This window comes from Pontibacter indicus (assembly GCF_900156345.1).
Classification (GTDB): Bacteria; Bacteroidota; Bacteroidia; order Cytophagales; family Hymenobacteraceae; genus Pontibacter; species Pontibacter indicus.
In genome coordinates this window covers 178,609-192,897 of the sequence record NZ_FTPP01000003.1, presented here as the reverse complement: position 1 = coordinate 192,897, position 14,289 = coordinate 178,609, and the positions used below count along the sequence as shown (strand labels likewise).

Below are 14,289 nucleotides of genomic sequence, written 5' to 3'. Positions count from 1 at the left end.
GTTGTAAGCGCGTTTTCTAAGTGTTCTGTGTATTACCAACTTAGGCTTTAAGTTTCGTGTCTTCACATGGGCATCTGAACTTTAAAACACCGGATTCGCTTTTATATAGTATTCCCTTGATTCATGCTTTGTGCTTTTTTGCCGCTATGTGTGAGTTTTGATCTTTTCACACATCACCCGTAAACTATGAAGCTGCAAAGCAAAGTTAAGTTTGTCAACAAGGACAAAAGCCTCTTCTTCCCAACGCTGCGCAAGCGCGTCGACGCCTACTTTACCGAGAATAACATCCCCAGAACGGCCAACGGTACCATGATCGTGAAAAGCATTGTGCTGATTGCCGGCTACGTGCTGCCCTTCATCGCACTTCTTGCCTTCCAGCCAGCGTGGCCGCTTAGTCTGCTGCTGTGGCTTGTGATGGGTTTGGGCCTGGCTGGTATAGGTATGAGCGTGATGCACGACGCCAACCATGGGGCCTACTCGGGCAGCAAGCGGGTCAATGACCTAATGGGTTATACCTTGAACTTGGTGGGCGGCTCGGCCTTTAACTGGAAACTACAGCACAACATCCTGCACCATACCTATACCAACGTGGTGGAGATGGATGAGGACATTCAGGACCGGCTGGTGCTGCGTTTCAACCCTCATTCTAAGGTGAAGTTCTTCCATCAGCTGCAGTGGGTGTACGCCTTTGTGTTCTATGGCCTGCTCACGCTATACTGGGTGGTGGCCAAAGACTTTGTGCAGTATGCGCTCTTCAAGCGGAATGGCGTGAACAACAACACACCAGCGGAGAACAGAACATGGTTGATGAAGCTGCTTGCCATGAAAGGCCTCTACTTTTTTGCCGTGCTGGGCGTGCCTTCGCTGTTTTTCGGCATTCCTTTTCTGGAGGTATTGCTGGGCTTTTTGCTGATGCACTTCGTGGCGGGTATCGTCCTCACGGTGGTATTCCAACTGGCCCATACGGTAGAGGGAACAAGCCATCCCAGGCCGGACGAGCATGGTGTGATTGAGAACGACTGGGCCATTCACCAGATGAACACGACCGTTAACTTTTCGCGCCACAACAAGATCCTCTCGTGGTACGTGGGCGGACTGAACTTCCAGGTTGAGCATCACCTGTTTCCGCGCGTTTGCCATGTGCATTATCCGGCGATTGCTGAGATTGTGAAGGAAACAGCAGCTGAGTTTGGTATACCTTATCTCGAGAACAAAACATTTGGGCAGGCCCTGCGCTCCCACATCGAGACACTGCACCGTTTTGGCAGGTTGCCAGGACTGAATGATGCCATCGGGTAAAAAATCAAATTACGCCCAACAGCTTAAACTCCCACAATTCCCCGTTATATTTGTAGCCTCCATTTTGTGCCTGCTCACCCGGGTATAGAAGCTGGATGTACACAAGCACGACAAAGTACAAGCCCTAGCGGTAAACTATAAACACATATGCAGTCCAGACACAGGGTTCAAATCCGCCGTATGGGCTTTGAATAAAGAATACCATTAAATTACATGAAGCTTAAAGGCAAAGTAAAATTCGTTAACAAAGACAAAAGCCTGTTTTTCCCGACGCTCCGCAAACGTGTGGACGCTTATTTTTCTGAGAACAACCTGGCCAAATCGGGCGACTCCGGCCTGCTGATCAAAAGCATCATCCTGCTGTTGCTCTACATCGTGCCGTTTGCAGCGCTGCTTGCCTTTACGCCAGGTATAGGCCTTAGCCTGCTGCTCTGGCTTGTGATGGGCATAGGCGTGGCGGGCGTGGCCATGAGCGTGATGCACGATGCCAACCACGGTGCTTTTTCCAAGAATAAGACAGTGAACTACCTGATGGCCCACTCCGTGAATCTGCTGGGAGCCTCTGCCTTTAACTGGAAGCTGCAGCACAACATCCTGCATCATACCTACACCAATGTGGTGGAGATGGACGAGGACATCGACGACATTGTGTTCCTGCGCTTTTCCCCGCATACCAAGGTAAAGTTCATCCACAGGCTGCAGTGGGCTTACGCGCTGTTCTTTTATGGCCTGCTCACGCTTTACTGGGTTATTCTGAAAGATTTTGTGCAGTTCTTTAAGTATATTAAAAGCGGTGTCAACGCCAATTCCAAATCTGCCAACGCAGTCGCTTTTTCTAAAATAGTGGCCTTTAAGATTTTATACTTCTTCTCGTTGCTGGTAGCGCCTACGCTTATTTTTGGCATACCTTTCTGGGAAGTGCTGCTTGGCTTTCTGCTGATGCATTTTGTGACGGGCATCATCCTGTCGACGGTGTTTCAGCTGGCGCACACGGTGGAAGGCACCAGCCATCCGCTGCCAAGCGAGACTGGGGTGATCGAGAATGACTGGGCCATCCATCAACTGAGCACCACCGCCAATTTTTCGCGCAAAAGCAGGCTGTTGTCGTGGTATGTGGGTGGGTTGAACTTCCAGATCGAGCACCATTTGTTCCCGCGCATCAGCCACGTGCACTACCCGGCCATAGCGGAAATCGTGAAGCAGACCGCCTCAGAGTTTAACCTTACCTACATCGAGAGTAAAACCTTCCTCCAGGCCGTACGCTCGCACCTGCACACCCTCCACCGCTTCGGCCGACTGCAACTGCCGAATCTGAACGAAGTAATGGCGTAGTGCTTTTGATAAAGGACAAAAGACCTTTTGGTTATATTGAATCAAGAAACGGCGGGAAGAAATTTCCGCCGTTTTTTTGTTGGAACAATAGCCGCTTGTGCCCGTTCGATATACCTTTGCAGGAGAGAAATCTTGGGGCTGGCTTAAAATAGTTTGGATGATTTCTTTGAGTTGAAGTTGATAAAAGTGTCAACGGGAATTAGCCTGTTGCCTCTTATCAGATTGATTCGCTCCAGAAAGAAATTTGGTCAAAGTCCTATGTCTTTTGTCTACTCATCCTTTGTCTAGAAATCTTTTGTCCAACCGTCCTTTGTTAAATACCTTTTGTCAAACAAACCGCTGCCGTAATGACTTTCGAAGACTTACACCTGATTTCGCCCATTCTGCAGGCGTTGGAAGAGGAGGGCTACACCCAGCCTACGCCCATCCAGCAGCAGGCTATACCTGAAGTGCTGCAGCGCCGCGACCTGCTGGCTACCGCCCAGACAGGTACAGGCAAAACGGCCGCCTTCGCTATACCTGTGCTGCAACTGCTGCACGGCCAGGCTATAACTGCTTCGCAAAATATCCGGGCGCTTGTGCTTACGCCCACCCGCGAACTGGCCAGTCAGGTGGGCGATAGCTTTGCGGCTTACGGCAGGTATACTGGCTTGAAGCATCTGGTGGTATATGGCGGCGTGCCATACAAGGTGCAAACCGAGGCGCTGCAGGCAGGTATAGACATCCTCGTTGCCACGCCCGGCCGCCTGCTCGACCTGCTCGACCAGGGTTTTGTGAAGCTGGATCAGGTGCAGATCTTGGTGATCGACGAGGCAGACCGCATGCTCGATATGGGTTTTCTGCCGGACATCAGGCGGGTGCTCCAGGCTATACCTGAAAAACGGCAGACGCTTTTCTTCTCGGCCACTATGGCGTTTGAGGTGAGCAAGCTGGCAAAGAAGATTTTAGCAGAGCCTGTGTCGGTGGAAGTCACGCCCGTTTCGTCTACGGCAGGTACCATTAGGCAGGAGCTGTACTACGTGAAGAAGGCGAATAAAACGCCTTTGCTGCTGCACCTGCTGCAGCACTTAGGTATAGACCGCACGCTGGTGTTCATGCGCACCAAAGAGGGGGCCGACAAACTGGCCAAAGAACTCAATGCCGCAGGTATAGCCGCCGAGGCCATTCACGCCGACCGTGCCCAGCGCGACCGGGAGCGTGTACTGGAGAGCTTCAAGAACAGCGAAACCCGCGTGCTAGTGGCAACCGATGTAGCCGCCCGTGGCATTGATGTGGAGGAGCTTTCGCATGTGATCAACTACGAGCTGCCTTTTGAGGCCGAGACGTACGTGCACCGCATCGGCCGCACGGGTAGGGCAGGGGTGGCAGGTATAGCCATTACCTTCTGCGGTGCCACCGAGACGCCGCTGCTCCTAGCCATCCAGCAACTCACCGGCAAGGCGATTCCTGTAGTGGATCAGCACCCGTACCCGCTCACAGCCCAGGATTTTATGGAAGCTGCAGCCTCGTCATCATCTAAAAACGGAAACAAGAAGGGCAGGGGCGGCAAAGGAAAAAGGGGAAGGAGGTAGCAAAGGACTTCTGGATGTACGCAGCTCGCGCGAATGTTCACCAGTTAACCGTACCTATACCTATACCTATACCTGCTTAGCCACTGCAGGTTGGTTAGACGCTCGTGGGTCTGAAGAAACCACGAGGTCTGGGGCAGGTATAGCAACTATCAAACTAAAACAGGCCGTCGGTTTCCCAACGGCCTGTTTTGCTTAACTTAACGACAGGTATAGCCTAGCGTTCTTCTTGCGGTTGCTGCTGATAATCCTGATTACGCTGGCGTTCGCGCTTCTTCTTGTCTTTCTTGCGGCCAATAGCGCCACCACCTACGGCACCCGCCGCGCCACCAATCACGGCACCGGAAGTGCCACCTACGGCAGCACCAGTGGCCGCACCTGCCGCGCCGCCTATCACGGCACCTTTTTTCTTACTACTCCAATTGTCAGAGCCGGCACAACCACCTAGTAGAAATGCCGACATTAATGCAAACGTTAATATTCTTAAGTTTTTCATAGTTCATTGATTTTCAAGTGAGTGTTATACGCATTGTGCCTTATTGTGGTTCTGGGTGCGTTTTAAAACAGTGCAATTCATGACCATAAGTGAGGTCCGCTCCGGGAGGGTAAACAAAGTCGTCTGTCGGCGGAATGAAAATTTCGGCCTTCTTGCAGCAAAAAAATAGCCGCTGCGTAGTATATTGGCTAGTCCAATCTCTAGTTCTGACCTTACATGACCGACATTGCCATCTCACCTTGCTTACTTGCAGACCTGACCGACCTGCGAAACATAGCCGTGGAGGCTTACAACGACCACTATACCTACCTCTGGCACGACGGCGGTGCCTGGTACCTGGAGCGCTGCTTCTCGGAGGAGGCGCTGCGCAACGACATGGCCAATCCGAATGCCGTTTACTTTATGATTCAGTACCAGGACGAGCCGGTGGGCTTTATGAAGCTTAACAAAGACAAGGCCCTGGAGGGTTACACCGACGCCGAATGCCTAGAACTAGAGCGGCTATACCTGGTGGACCGCGCCTCCGGCATGGGCATCGGCAAGTGGGCGGTGGATTTTGCGGTGCAATACGCTCTGGAAAGTGGCAAGCGCCTCGTTTGGCTCCGGGCCATGGACAGCAGCCGCTCCGTAGACTTTTATGAGCAGAACGGTTTTGTGCGCTGGGGAACCGACGAACTCGACTACGAACAGATGAAGGACATTTACCGGGGCATGGTCATCATGAAACGAGATATTGCCTGATGCGCTGAACCGTTTCTCTTTATACCTTTGAGTCCGCCAAAACCGCACCACATGAAGCTTCGTCTGTTATTTGCCTTATACCTCTTCACGCTCGTGGCCTGCAGCCAGAAAGAAGAAGAGCAGTACGAGCGACTCGATCAGGAAACCGACCTGGCAGATGTGAACAGTTGGGTGAGAGCGGACCTGCAGTGCGAAGAGATCCAGAACGCAGACGAGGATGATCCGCTGGCAGTCGTATACCTGAGCCAGGTGGAAATGCAGTATGTGATCGACACCGTTTATACCTGCTCCGTCATTTCGTCGCAAATGTTCAACTCCTTTGGCGTGCCGCGCCATGCGCTGTCGGCCTGCGGTGGCTGGTGGGGCGGCCGGGGCAAGTTCTACTATACCCTGCACGAAGGCGACAGCATTTCCGTGATGCACGCCCAGCCTATCCAGAGTGACACCGTCGACTTTCAGTATACTTTGCTGCGTCGCATGCCGATATCGCACAACAGCACCGACCTGCCCGAAGAAAGCTACACGCCTTAGGCTGCTTTGCTAATCGCCTTTTGCCTGGTTTGACTCACCAGGTATACCCCCGCAAAGATCAGCAGCGCATAGGCCGCTTTCTGTACAGTAAACACATCTTTACCCGCCGCGATCGCGATCAGAATAGCCATCACCGGCTGTAGGTAAATGTAGGCCCCTACCAGCGAGGGGTTGGCATAGCGCAGCGCCCAGGTGTTGAGCAAATAGGCAATGATGGTGACGGCAAAGACCATGAACAGAATAGCCAGCCAGATAGACACCGGAAAGGTGCTGTAGTCAGGCGCCATGAGCTGCTGCCAGCCGAATGGAATCACGAGCACGGCGCCCACCGTGAAGATGCGGCTCACGACCGTAATGGCCTTATACTTCTGCATCAGCGGCTTCACCAACACCAGGTATAGGCCAAAGGAAGTGGCGTTGAGAATGATGAGCAAGTCGCCCCACACGTTGCCGGTCGCGTTGCCTCCTTGCGAGGTATAGATTAGCAGAAAAGCGCCCGCGCAGGCCATCGCTATACCTGACACCTTGCGCTTACCGATGCGCTCCCGCAGCAGCAGGGCCGAAAAGACCAGTACCACCACGGGCACAATCACCATCAGAAGCGCTGCATTGATCGGGGCAGTCAGGTTGAGGCCGGCAAAAAAGCACAGCTGGTTGATGGCCACGCCGGTCACCCCGCAAAGGATCACCCGGATGTTGTCGGCTCTTCCTACTATTTTCTCCTTCACCACCAGGCGGGCAAACAGGCCAAAAAACAGTGCCGCCGACACCACCCGAATCAGAATCAGTCCGAAGGGGCCCACGTATGCGGGCATCACCTCTTTGGCGATGCTGTAATTGCTTCCATAGATCAGTGCCACCAGAAAAAGAGAGGCGTGCACCTGTACCTGTTTATTCATGCCGCAAAATTACGTGCTTATTCCGTTTGCGCCGTATAAGGAGGCAATTAAAACCCGTTCCATACACGAAGCATGAATCAACTACCGCTCACGGTAAGAAGAGCCATCGAAATAACAGGACTGTTTTTTCTGGGCTGGATTATAGTATTAGGCAAAGGACTGCTGGCGCCGTTGCTCATGGCGTTCTTTATCAGCATCATGCTGCTGCCCCTCTTCCGTTTTTTCAGGAACAGGAACATGCCGGAGCCCCTGGCCATCGGTCTCAGCCTGCTGGCGATGATCGTGGTGCTCGGCGGCATCGTCTGGTTTTTCTCCTCCCAGATCAGCGTGCTGATCCGCGACTTCCCAACCATCCAGAAGAACGTGATGAACCACCTGAACGCCCTGAGCGCCTGGGTTGGAAGCAAAACGCCTTTTTCTTCGCAGGAGCAGGTCAACTTTGTGCGGGAGCAGAGCAACAACCTGCTGACCTATGCGGGCACCCTGCTGGGAGGTATAGCCGGCGGCGTGACGGGCACGCTGATATTCCTGGGGCTTTTGCCCATTTACATCTTCCTGCTGCTCTTTTACCGCAACCTCCTGCTGCGCTTCGTGTTCCTGTGGTTCCCCCGCGAAAACCACGAGAAAGTGGAGGAGATCCTGCGCGAGATGCAGGTGATCATCAAAAGCTACCTCTTCGGCCTGCTCATCCAGGTGACTTATATGACGGTGCTGCTCGGCGGCCTGCTGATGATCATCGGGATAAAACACGCGCTCCTCATCGGAATTATTTTCGCTTTCCTCAACCTTATACCTTACGTGGGCGCACTGCTGGGCAACATCATCGGGGTGCTGCTCACACTGGCCTCATCACCTGAAATCTGGCCGATCTTTGTGGTATTGGGCACCATTGCCGGCGTGCAGTTCCTGGACAACAACATCCTGATGCCCCGCATTGTGGGCTCCAAAGTCAAGATCAATGCTCTGGCCACCATTGTGGGCGTGGTCGTGGGCGGTGAGATAGCGGGTGTGGCGGGCATGTTTCTGTCGCTCCCGATCATTGCGGTGCTGAAGGTGGCCTTTGACCGCACCGACCAGTTCAAGCAGTGGGGCGTGCTTTTTGGCGACGAGCGTCCGTCGCGCAGCCCTATGGAGGTGCCGGTGCTGCGCTGGAACACAAAAGCCATTCGTCAGAAACTGGAAAAGGAAAACGAGATTGAACCGACGGATAAATCAGAAGAAGCAGGGGAGAAGAAGTAGGAGGCATGCGAATTCAGGCCCGCGGCTTTGCACTCAAATTCGTAACTTTGCTTAGAGACCGAATTCTGAAGAGAACAAGAGCAGATGAACCACCCGAACATACCCTTGGCCGAGCGCATGCGGCCGCATAACCTGGACCAGTATTACGGACAAAAACACCTGGTTGGGCCCGATGGCATCCTGCGTCGCTACATCGAGGGCGGCGTGATACCGAGCATGATTTTGTGGGGACCTCCGGGCGTGGGCAAAACCACGCTGGCCAACATCATCGCCAACCAGATGAAGGTGCCTTTCGTGGCCCTGAGCGCCATCAATGCGGGCGTGAAGGACATCCGGGAAGTGATTGAGCAGGCCAAAAAGCGACAGGGCACAGTGCTGTTCATCGACGAGATTCACCGCTTCAACAAATCACAGCAGGATGCCCTGCTCGGCGCCGTGGAGAAAGGCACCGTGACGCTGGTAGGTGCTACGACCGAGAACCCGTCTTTTGAAGTGATTTCGGCCTTGCTGTCGCGCTGCCAGGTATACATCCTCAAGCACCTCACCAAAGATGAACTCATTGAGCTGGTGGACAAAGCGCTGGAGCAGGACGAATGGATGCGCCACCGCAAGGTACGCATAGAAGAATACGAGGCGCTGCTGACCATCTCGGGCGGTGATGCCCGCAAGCTGCTTAACCTGCTCGAGATTGTGGCCGAAGGTATAAAAGCCGACGAAGTAGTGGTGACCAACGAACTGGTGAAGCAGGTGGCCCAGCAGAACATTGTGATGTACGACAAGTCGGGTGAGATGCACTACGACCTGGTGTCGGCTTTCATCAAGTCCATCCGCGGCTCCGACCCCAACGCAGCCGTTTACTGGCTGGCCCGCATGATCGAGGGCGGCGAAGATCCGAAGTTCATTGCCCGACGTTTGCTTATTGCGTCTTCCGAGGACATCGGCCTTGCGAATGCGAACGCCCTGCTTATGGCCACTAACTGTTTCCAGGCGGTGCAGATGATCGGCTACCCGGAGGCGGAAATTATTCTCTCGCAGTGCACCGTATACCTGGCCACTTCGCCCAAGAGCAACGCCAGCTACAAAGCCATCAAGCAGGCGCGGCAACTCGTGCAGCAGACCGGCAACCTGCCTGTGCCCCTGCACATCCGTAACGCGCCGACCAAGCTTATGAAAGAGATCGGCTACGGCAACAACTACAAGTACGCCCACGACTACGAGGGCAATTTTGTAGAACAGGAGTTCATGCCACAAGAGCTCTCCAATACCGCCCTATATCAGCCCGGCAACAACGCCCGCGAACGCGACCTGCTCAAACAACTGCAGGCCCAGTGGGGGAAGAAGTACAGGTATTAAAAGTTTGAGAGTTAGAAAGTTGGGGAGTTAGAAAGTTGCAAAGGTAGAAAAGGTGAACAGAACATTTTTCTTGATCATAGTGGCGCTGCAAATAGCTTTCTTTTTGGCATGGGAGCACTTAGGGTATAGTCATGGTGAAGCTTATGTGTTTTTGTCAGGTATAGTGTTACTCTACTTCCGGCGAAAATACATGGACATGAAGCCCTACTGGGGTGGCGACCTTAGTGATATCCCGAAATACTTTACCAGAAAGTAGCATACATTCCAAAGAATAAAACCTATAGGGACAGGTCCCAAACAGTCCAAATCGTTCAACCAACAATTCAACCTTCAACAATACAACCATCAACAATTTAACCATTCTATTGGTCTATGAAAAGCCCCGATTGGTCGAGTATGCTGTTTAATGGGGCTTGGTATTGAACTTTAAGCGCTATTTTTGTTTATTGTATGCAGGGACCAGTAATTTCTGATCTCTTTAAAACAGAACCTTAACCCTAATTAGAACCTATGTTGAATTTCCTCAGATATGTACTGGCAACCATCCTGGGCCTGTTCATATTTTTCTTTCTGGGCGCCCTGATCATGGTCGGTATCGTGGCGGCATCGGCCTCCAAAGGCGATGTGACCGTAGCCGAGAACTCCGTACTGGAGCTTAAGCTGGACAAAGCCATTGTGGAGCGCGAGCAGGAAAACCCCTTCGGTGATCTATCCCTCGGCTTCTTCTCTATGAGCAGCGGCGATGGCCTTGACCAGATCAAAGCTTCTATCCGCCGTGCTAAAACAGATGACAACGTGAAAGGCATTTTCCTGAACATGCGTTTCGTGGACGCCGGTATGGGCAAACTGGAGGAGATCCGCGACGAACTGATCGACTTCAAGGAGTCAGGTAAGTTCATCGTTTCTTATGGCGACATGACGAACGAAAAAGCCTACTACCTATCTTCAGTAGCTGATAAAATATACTTAAACCCAATGGGTACGCTCGAGTTCAACGGCATTAGCTCGGAGGTGTTCTTCTTCAAAGGCACCCTGGAGAAGCTGGACATCAAACCCGAGATTTTTAAAGTAGGAGATTTCAAGAGCGCGGTAGAGCCTTTCTTCCTCGACAAGATGAGCGAAGCCAACCGGGAGCAGATGACCTCTTTCCTGAACTCGATCAATGACTACCAATTGCGTAAAATCGCAGAGGCCCGCGGCAAGACCTACGAAGAGCTGAAAAAAGTGTCGGATGAGGTGTTGGTACGCGAAGCAGAAGATGCCAAGACGCATGGTCTGGCCACCGACATTGGTTACTACGACGAAGCCATCGACTACATGAAAGAGCAGATCGGCATTGAAAGCGACAAGAAGCTGCAACTGGTTAGTCTTGCCAAGTATAAGAAAGTGAAAGACGCTGAAAAGAGCGGTTCAGCCAAAAATCGCATTGCCGTGATTTACGCCGAAGGTGATATTGTGGACGGTGAAGGCGGTGACGACGAAATCGGCAGCACGCGCTATGCTGAAGCAATTCGCAACGCCCGCATGGACAAAAAAGTGAAGGCTGTGGTGCTCCGCATCAACTCACCGGGTGGCAGCGCACTGGCATCTGACGTGATGTGGCGTGAAATCCAGGAAACCCGCAAGGTGAAACCTGTTATCGCCTCTATGTCCGACGTGGCTGCCTCTGGCGGTTACTACATGGCCATGGGTTGCGATACGATTGTGGCGCATCCAAACACGATCACCGGAAGCATCGGCGTGTTTGGCATTGTTCCCAACTTCGAAGGCTTCTTCAAAAACAAGATGGGTATTACGGTGGACCGCGTTAGCACCGGCAACCACTCCGATATGCCGACTGTAACCCGCGCCATGACGCCGTTCGAAAAGGAAATTGTGCAGCGCGAGATCAACAAGATATACGAGGTGTTCACACAAAAAGCAGCTGATGGCCGTGGCATGTCGCAGGACGAGCTGAAGAAGTTCGCGTCTGGCCGCGTGTGGTCAGGTATAGAAGCCAAGGAGCGCAACCTGGTGGACGTGCACGGTGGCCTGGAAAAAGCTATTGAGATTGCTGCTGCCCGTGTAGGTATAGAGGATGACTACCGCATTAAGGAGCTCCCGCGCCGCAAAACGTTCCTGGAGGAGATGCTAGGTGAGTCTGGCTCACAAGTAAAGGAGCGTGCTGTAAAGGCCGAGTTGGGGCAACTGTACCCAATGTATCAGATGTACAAGAAGGTGGAGAACATGCAGGGCATCCAGACCCGTATGCCATATGAATTGATCATTCAATAATCTCAGGAGCAGAAAGCAATTTGCTGCTTCATAATATTAGAAAACCCGCTGGTTTACGCCAGCGGGTTTTTTGTTTTTTAGCGGTTCCGTTTTTGCAGGATTGAAGGTATAGCGGAGTGGGTTATTGGCTGTCTGCCGGATTTTATCATGGCGCGAGCGTCCTCGCTCGTGTCTGCTATGGTGGGGCCTCTGGCCCCGTTGTAGTTGCTTCTGCTTATGCCCTCGCTCGCGTCCCGCGAGTGTGAGGTATCGGGCGGACTCTGGCCGCTGGTGCATAGTACCGGTATACTTGTATCTGGTGTAGTTGCAGGTATAGCAACCGGTCTTGTTTCATAGCTTGCCTTAGCCAGGCGGGCTGCTGTTTCGCCTGTGCGGCGGGCACCTACTTTTTTTCTTGATAAAAAAAGTAGGCAAAAAAATCAAGACGCTCCAAACTCGCTGAACGCTCAGACAGTGGAGCGTCGAAAAGCGCACCGGGCACCGATGTTTTTTTCATGGTTTAGGTTCAAGTTAGTCTTGCTACACCTGCCAGTGGTTTTTGTGGTCTTTGCTGCAATGCTTATACCTCGGATTAGTAATGGCGGAAAGTCCCCCTTCGAAGGGGGCAGGGGGATGTTAATCGTGCACGAGAATCCTGTCAATCCTGGGGGTAGGGGCCCTCTTTAAAATCCTATAAATCCTGATTCAGACAAGCAATACAATTGCAGGCAATTACCACAAGTTCCAGCCGTTCCCTGCCAACACCTTCAAAAAGCCAAGGTCCTAACCAAATCAAGTCAACGGCAACCAACTAACACCCAGGCAGTAGAAAGTTTTCTGACCATCACATGATTTAAATCATTTCTTCTCTCAGAATTAATGACCTATTTCGCGAACTTTAAACAGCAAAAAATGATGAACGATATGATGCAGCAATTACGAGAGTCCGCTTCTTATATACAGGACAAGACAGGCAATTTTCAGCCGGAGTTCGGTATCATTCTGGGCACGGGCCTGGGCGCTTTGATCAAGGAAATTGAAATTGAATACAGCCTCGATTACGCCGATATCCCGCACTTCCCGGTGTCGACCGTGGAGAGCCATACCGGTCGTCTGGCTTTTGGTACGTTGGCCGGTAGACGCGTGATCGTGATGCAGGGCCGCTTCCACTACTACGAGGGCTATACCATGCAACAGGTGGTGCACCCGGTGCGCGTCATGAAGCTGCTGGGTGTAAACAAACTGTTCATCTCCAACGCCAGCGGTGGCCTGAATCCGGCTTTCAACACCTCCGACCTGATGGTGATCACCGACCACATCAACCTGCAACCATCTAACCCCCTCATCGGGCCGAACCTGGACGAACTGGGACCACGCTTCCCGGATATGAGCGAAGTGTATGACGAGCAGATGGTGCGCCAGGCGATGGTGATTGCGGAAGATGCTGGCTTTACCCTGCAAGAAGGCGTTTATGCAAGCGTGCCTGGACCGATGCTGGAGACGCTGGCAGAGTATTCTTACATCGCCCGCATCGGTGCCGATGCCGTGGGTATGTCGACTGTGCCGGAGGCGATTGCCGCCCGCCACATGGGCATGAAGATTTTTGGTATCTCTGTGATTACTGACATGGGCACGCCGGATCGTATCAAGAAAGTAAACCTGGCTGATATTCTGGAAGCCGCCGCTATTGCCGAGCCGCGTATGACCTTGCTGATCAAGGAACTGGTGCGTCAGCAGTAATAGAGCGAAGGCACAAATAAAATAAACAGGGGCAGTCATTTGGCTACCCCTGTTTATTTTAGGTATACACTATGTCGTTAGGTATGAGAGGGCAAGTAGCAAAGCGTTTGAGCTGCCATGCGCCAGTATGGCCCAGGTCAGGCTGAAGCGGAGCCGGATGTAGCTCCAGAACAATGAACCGATAAACTGCGGCACGACCAGCAGCGGGATCAGGGCCGATGGCAGGTTCAGGTTCTCATAATTGGCCAGGTGCACCAGGGCAAATACTATTGTGAAGGTATAGAAGACGGCTCCGAAATGCTCTTTCCAGAGGCGGCGAAAATGCCTGGCCCGTTCATCTGAGAGCAACACCCAAAGTCCCAGCGCAAGTGTTGTGAGCCAAATCAGAGCACTCACCAAAGTGCTGATTCCGCTGAGTTCCAGCAGCGGAGGCAAGACAAAGATGTTGATAGTCAGAAAGGAAACAAGTAGCCGTTTGCGGGTATAGCGCAAGGGGGCACGGAAAAAGAACTCCTCTATCGCCGGACCCACCACAGCTACGGCTAGCAGCACAAGCAGGGGGTGGGTTTCCCGCAGAAACTTGTCGAGGCCATGACTGCCAAAATGATCTAAGCCCAGCAGTTGAAGCAGGCCGAAGACAAGCAAGCTTATACCTAAGCTCAGGCTAAACTTGAGCACGAACAATTGTAGCAGGGGCTTCCATATCTGTTTGGGCTCTTGATGCTGGGCTTGCAACTGTTGCGGTGACTTCAGGAAATGCCAAAAATCCAACACGGTTTCGGGTAGCGAGGGATTTGGTTTGGCTTCGACTTTTTCGGCTGGTAAAGTTGTTTCCATC

Annotated in this window: 13 protein-coding genes; 10 read left to right on the top strand and 3 right to left on the bottom strand. The window is 52.5% G+C overall.

Annotation, left to right across the window (positions count from 1 at the left end; translation table 11 throughout):
* The first annotated feature begins 186 nt into the window (after positions 1-186).
* The 3 genes from B0B12_RS15610 (at position 187) to B0B12_RS15600 (ending at position 4,202) form a co-directional block, all read left to right on the top strand.
* Positions 187-1,299 (top strand): fatty acid desaturase family protein, encoded by a 1,113-nt coding sequence (locus B0B12_RS15610; RefSeq protein WP_076670775.1) that lies wholly within the window; start codon positions 187-189, stop codon positions 1,297-1,299.
* A 213-nt stretch (positions 1,300-1,512) separates the two neighbouring features.
* Positions 1,513-2,631 (top strand): fatty acid desaturase family protein, encoded by a 1,119-nt coding sequence (locus tag B0B12_RS15605; RefSeq protein ID WP_076670774.1) that lies wholly within the window; start codon positions 1,513-1,515, stop codon positions 2,629-2,631.
* A 347-nt stretch (positions 2,632-2,978) separates the two neighbouring features.
* Positions 2,979-4,202, top strand: a complete 1,224-nt coding sequence (locus tag B0B12_RS15600) for a DEAD/DEAH box helicase (RefSeq protein WP_076670773.1) — start codon at positions 2,979-2,981, stop codon at positions 4,200-4,202.
* A 214-nt stretch (positions 4,203-4,416) separates the two neighbouring features.
* Here B0B12_RS15600 and B0B12_RS15595 read toward each other — a convergent pair whose 3' ends face one another.
* Entirely contained in the window at positions 4,417-4,695 is a 279-nt protein-coding gene (locus tag B0B12_RS15595) for a glycine zipper domain-containing protein (RefSeq protein WP_076670771.1), read from the bottom strand.
* A gap of 216 nt (positions 4,696-4,911) precedes the next feature.
* On the opposite strand from B0B12_RS15595, the gene B0B12_RS15590 reads away from it, so the two are divergent.
* Positions 4,912-5,436 carry a GNAT family N-acetyltransferase gene (locus tag B0B12_RS15590; RefSeq protein WP_076670769.1) on the top strand — a complete coding sequence of 175 codons (525 nt, stop codon included), beginning with the start codon at positions 4,912-4,914 and terminating at the stop codon, positions 5,434-5,436.
* Positions 5,437-5,487: 51 nt separating this feature from the next.
* On the top strand, positions 5,488-5,967 hold the full coding sequence (locus B0B12_RS15585) for a hypothetical protein (protein ID WP_076670768.1): 480 nt from the start codon (positions 5,488-5,490) through the stop codon (positions 5,965-5,967).
* On the opposite strand, the gene B0B12_RS15580 is transcribed toward B0B12_RS15585, so the two are convergent.
* Entirely contained in the window at positions 5,964-6,866 is a 903-nt protein-coding gene (locus B0B12_RS15580; protein WP_076670766.1) for a DMT family transporter, read from the bottom strand. The two genes, B0B12_RS15585 and B0B12_RS15580, sit on opposite strands and share 4 nt — an antisense overlap.
* 72 nt (positions 6,867-6,938) lie before the next feature.
* Between B0B12_RS15580 and B0B12_RS15575 the strand changes: the two genes are divergently transcribed.
* From B0B12_RS15575 to B0B12_RS15560, 5 genes are all read left to right on the top strand, one after another.
* On the top strand, positions 6,939-8,105 hold the full coding sequence (locus B0B12_RS15575) for an AI-2E family transporter (protein WP_076670764.1): 1,167 nt from the start codon (positions 6,939-6,941) through the stop codon (positions 8,103-8,105).
* An 84-nt stretch (positions 8,106-8,189) separates the two neighbouring features.
* Positions 8,190-9,458 carry a replication-associated recombination protein A gene (locus tag B0B12_RS15570; RefSeq protein ID WP_076670762.1) on the top strand — a complete coding sequence of 423 codons (1,269 nt, stop codon included), beginning with the start codon at positions 8,190-8,192 and terminating at the stop codon, positions 9,456-9,458.
* Between the two features lie 52 nt (positions 9,459-9,510).
* The gene (locus tag B0B12_RS20140) at positions 9,511-9,714 is read left to right on the top strand and encodes a hypothetical protein (RefSeq protein WP_139337819.1); all 204 of its coding nucleotides are present in this window, start codon (positions 9,511-9,513) and stop codon (positions 9,712-9,714) included.
* Positions 9,715-9,968: 254 nt separating this feature from the next.
* Positions 9,969-11,732, top strand: coding sequence for a signal peptide peptidase SppA (gene sppA / locus B0B12_RS15565; RefSeq protein ID WP_076670760.1), 1,764 nt, complete (start codon positions 9,969-9,971; stop codon positions 11,730-11,732).
* An 891-nt stretch (positions 11,733-12,623) separates the two neighbouring features.
* The gene (locus B0B12_RS15560) at positions 12,624-13,451 is read left to right on the top strand and encodes a purine-nucleoside phosphorylase (RefSeq protein ID WP_244554735.1); all 828 of its coding nucleotides are present in this window, start codon (positions 12,624-12,626) and stop codon (positions 13,449-13,451) included.
* A 69-nt stretch (positions 13,452-13,520) separates the two neighbouring features.
* On the opposite strand, the gene B0B12_RS15555 is transcribed toward B0B12_RS15560, so the two are convergent.
* Positions 13,521-14,288 carry a CPBP family glutamic-type intramembrane protease gene (locus tag B0B12_RS15555; protein ID WP_076670758.1) on the bottom strand — a complete coding sequence of 256 codons (768 nt, stop codon included), beginning with the start codon at positions 14,286-14,288 and terminating at the stop codon, positions 13,521-13,523.
* Position 14,289 lies beyond the last annotated feature (1 nt).

Excerpts from the sequence above, each read along its gene's own strand:
- B0B12_RS15610 (WP_076670775.1), top strand. The coding sequence starts at position 187 with ATGAAGCTGCAAAGCAAAGTTAAGTTTGTCAACAAGGACAAAAGCCTC.
- B0B12_RS15605 (WP_076670774.1), top strand. The coding sequence starts at position 1,513 with ATGAAGCTTAAAGGCAAAGTAAAATTCGTTAACAAAGACAAAAGCCTG.
- B0B12_RS15600 (WP_076670773.1), top strand. The coding sequence starts at position 2,979 with ATGACTTTCGAAGACTTACACCTGATTTCGCCCATTCTGCAGGCGTTG.
- B0B12_RS15595 (WP_076670771.1), bottom strand. The coding sequence starts at position 4,695 with ATGAAAAACTTAAGAATATTAACGTTTGCATTAATGTCGGCATTTCTA.
- B0B12_RS15590 (WP_076670769.1), top strand. The coding sequence starts at position 4,912 with ATGACCGACATTGCCATCTCACCTTGCTTACTTGCAGACCTGACCGAC.
- B0B12_RS15585 (WP_076670768.1), top strand. The coding sequence starts at position 5,488 with ATGAAGCTTCGTCTGTTATTTGCCTTATACCTCTTCACGCTCGTGGCC.
- B0B12_RS15580 (WP_076670766.1), bottom strand. The coding sequence starts at position 6,866 with ATGAATAAACAGGTACAGGTGCACGCCTCTCTTTTTCTGGTGGCACTG.
- B0B12_RS15575 (WP_076670764.1), top strand. The coding sequence starts at position 6,939 with ATGAATCAACTACCGCTCACGGTAAGAAGAGCCATCGAAATAACAGGA.
- B0B12_RS15570 (WP_076670762.1), top strand. The coding sequence starts at position 8,190 with ATGAACCACCCGAACATACCCTTGGCCGAGCGCATGCGGCCGCATAAC.
- sppA (WP_076670760.1), top strand. The coding sequence starts at position 9,969 with ATGTTGAATTTCCTCAGATATGTACTGGCAACCATCCTGGGCCTGTTC.
- B0B12_RS15560 (WP_244554735.1), top strand. The coding sequence starts at position 12,624 with ATGATGAACGATATGATGCAGCAATTACGAGAGTCCGCTTCTTATATA.
- B0B12_RS15555 (WP_076670758.1), bottom strand. The coding sequence starts at position 14,288 with ATGGAAACAACTTTACCAGCCGAAAAAGTCGAAGCCAAACCAAATCCC.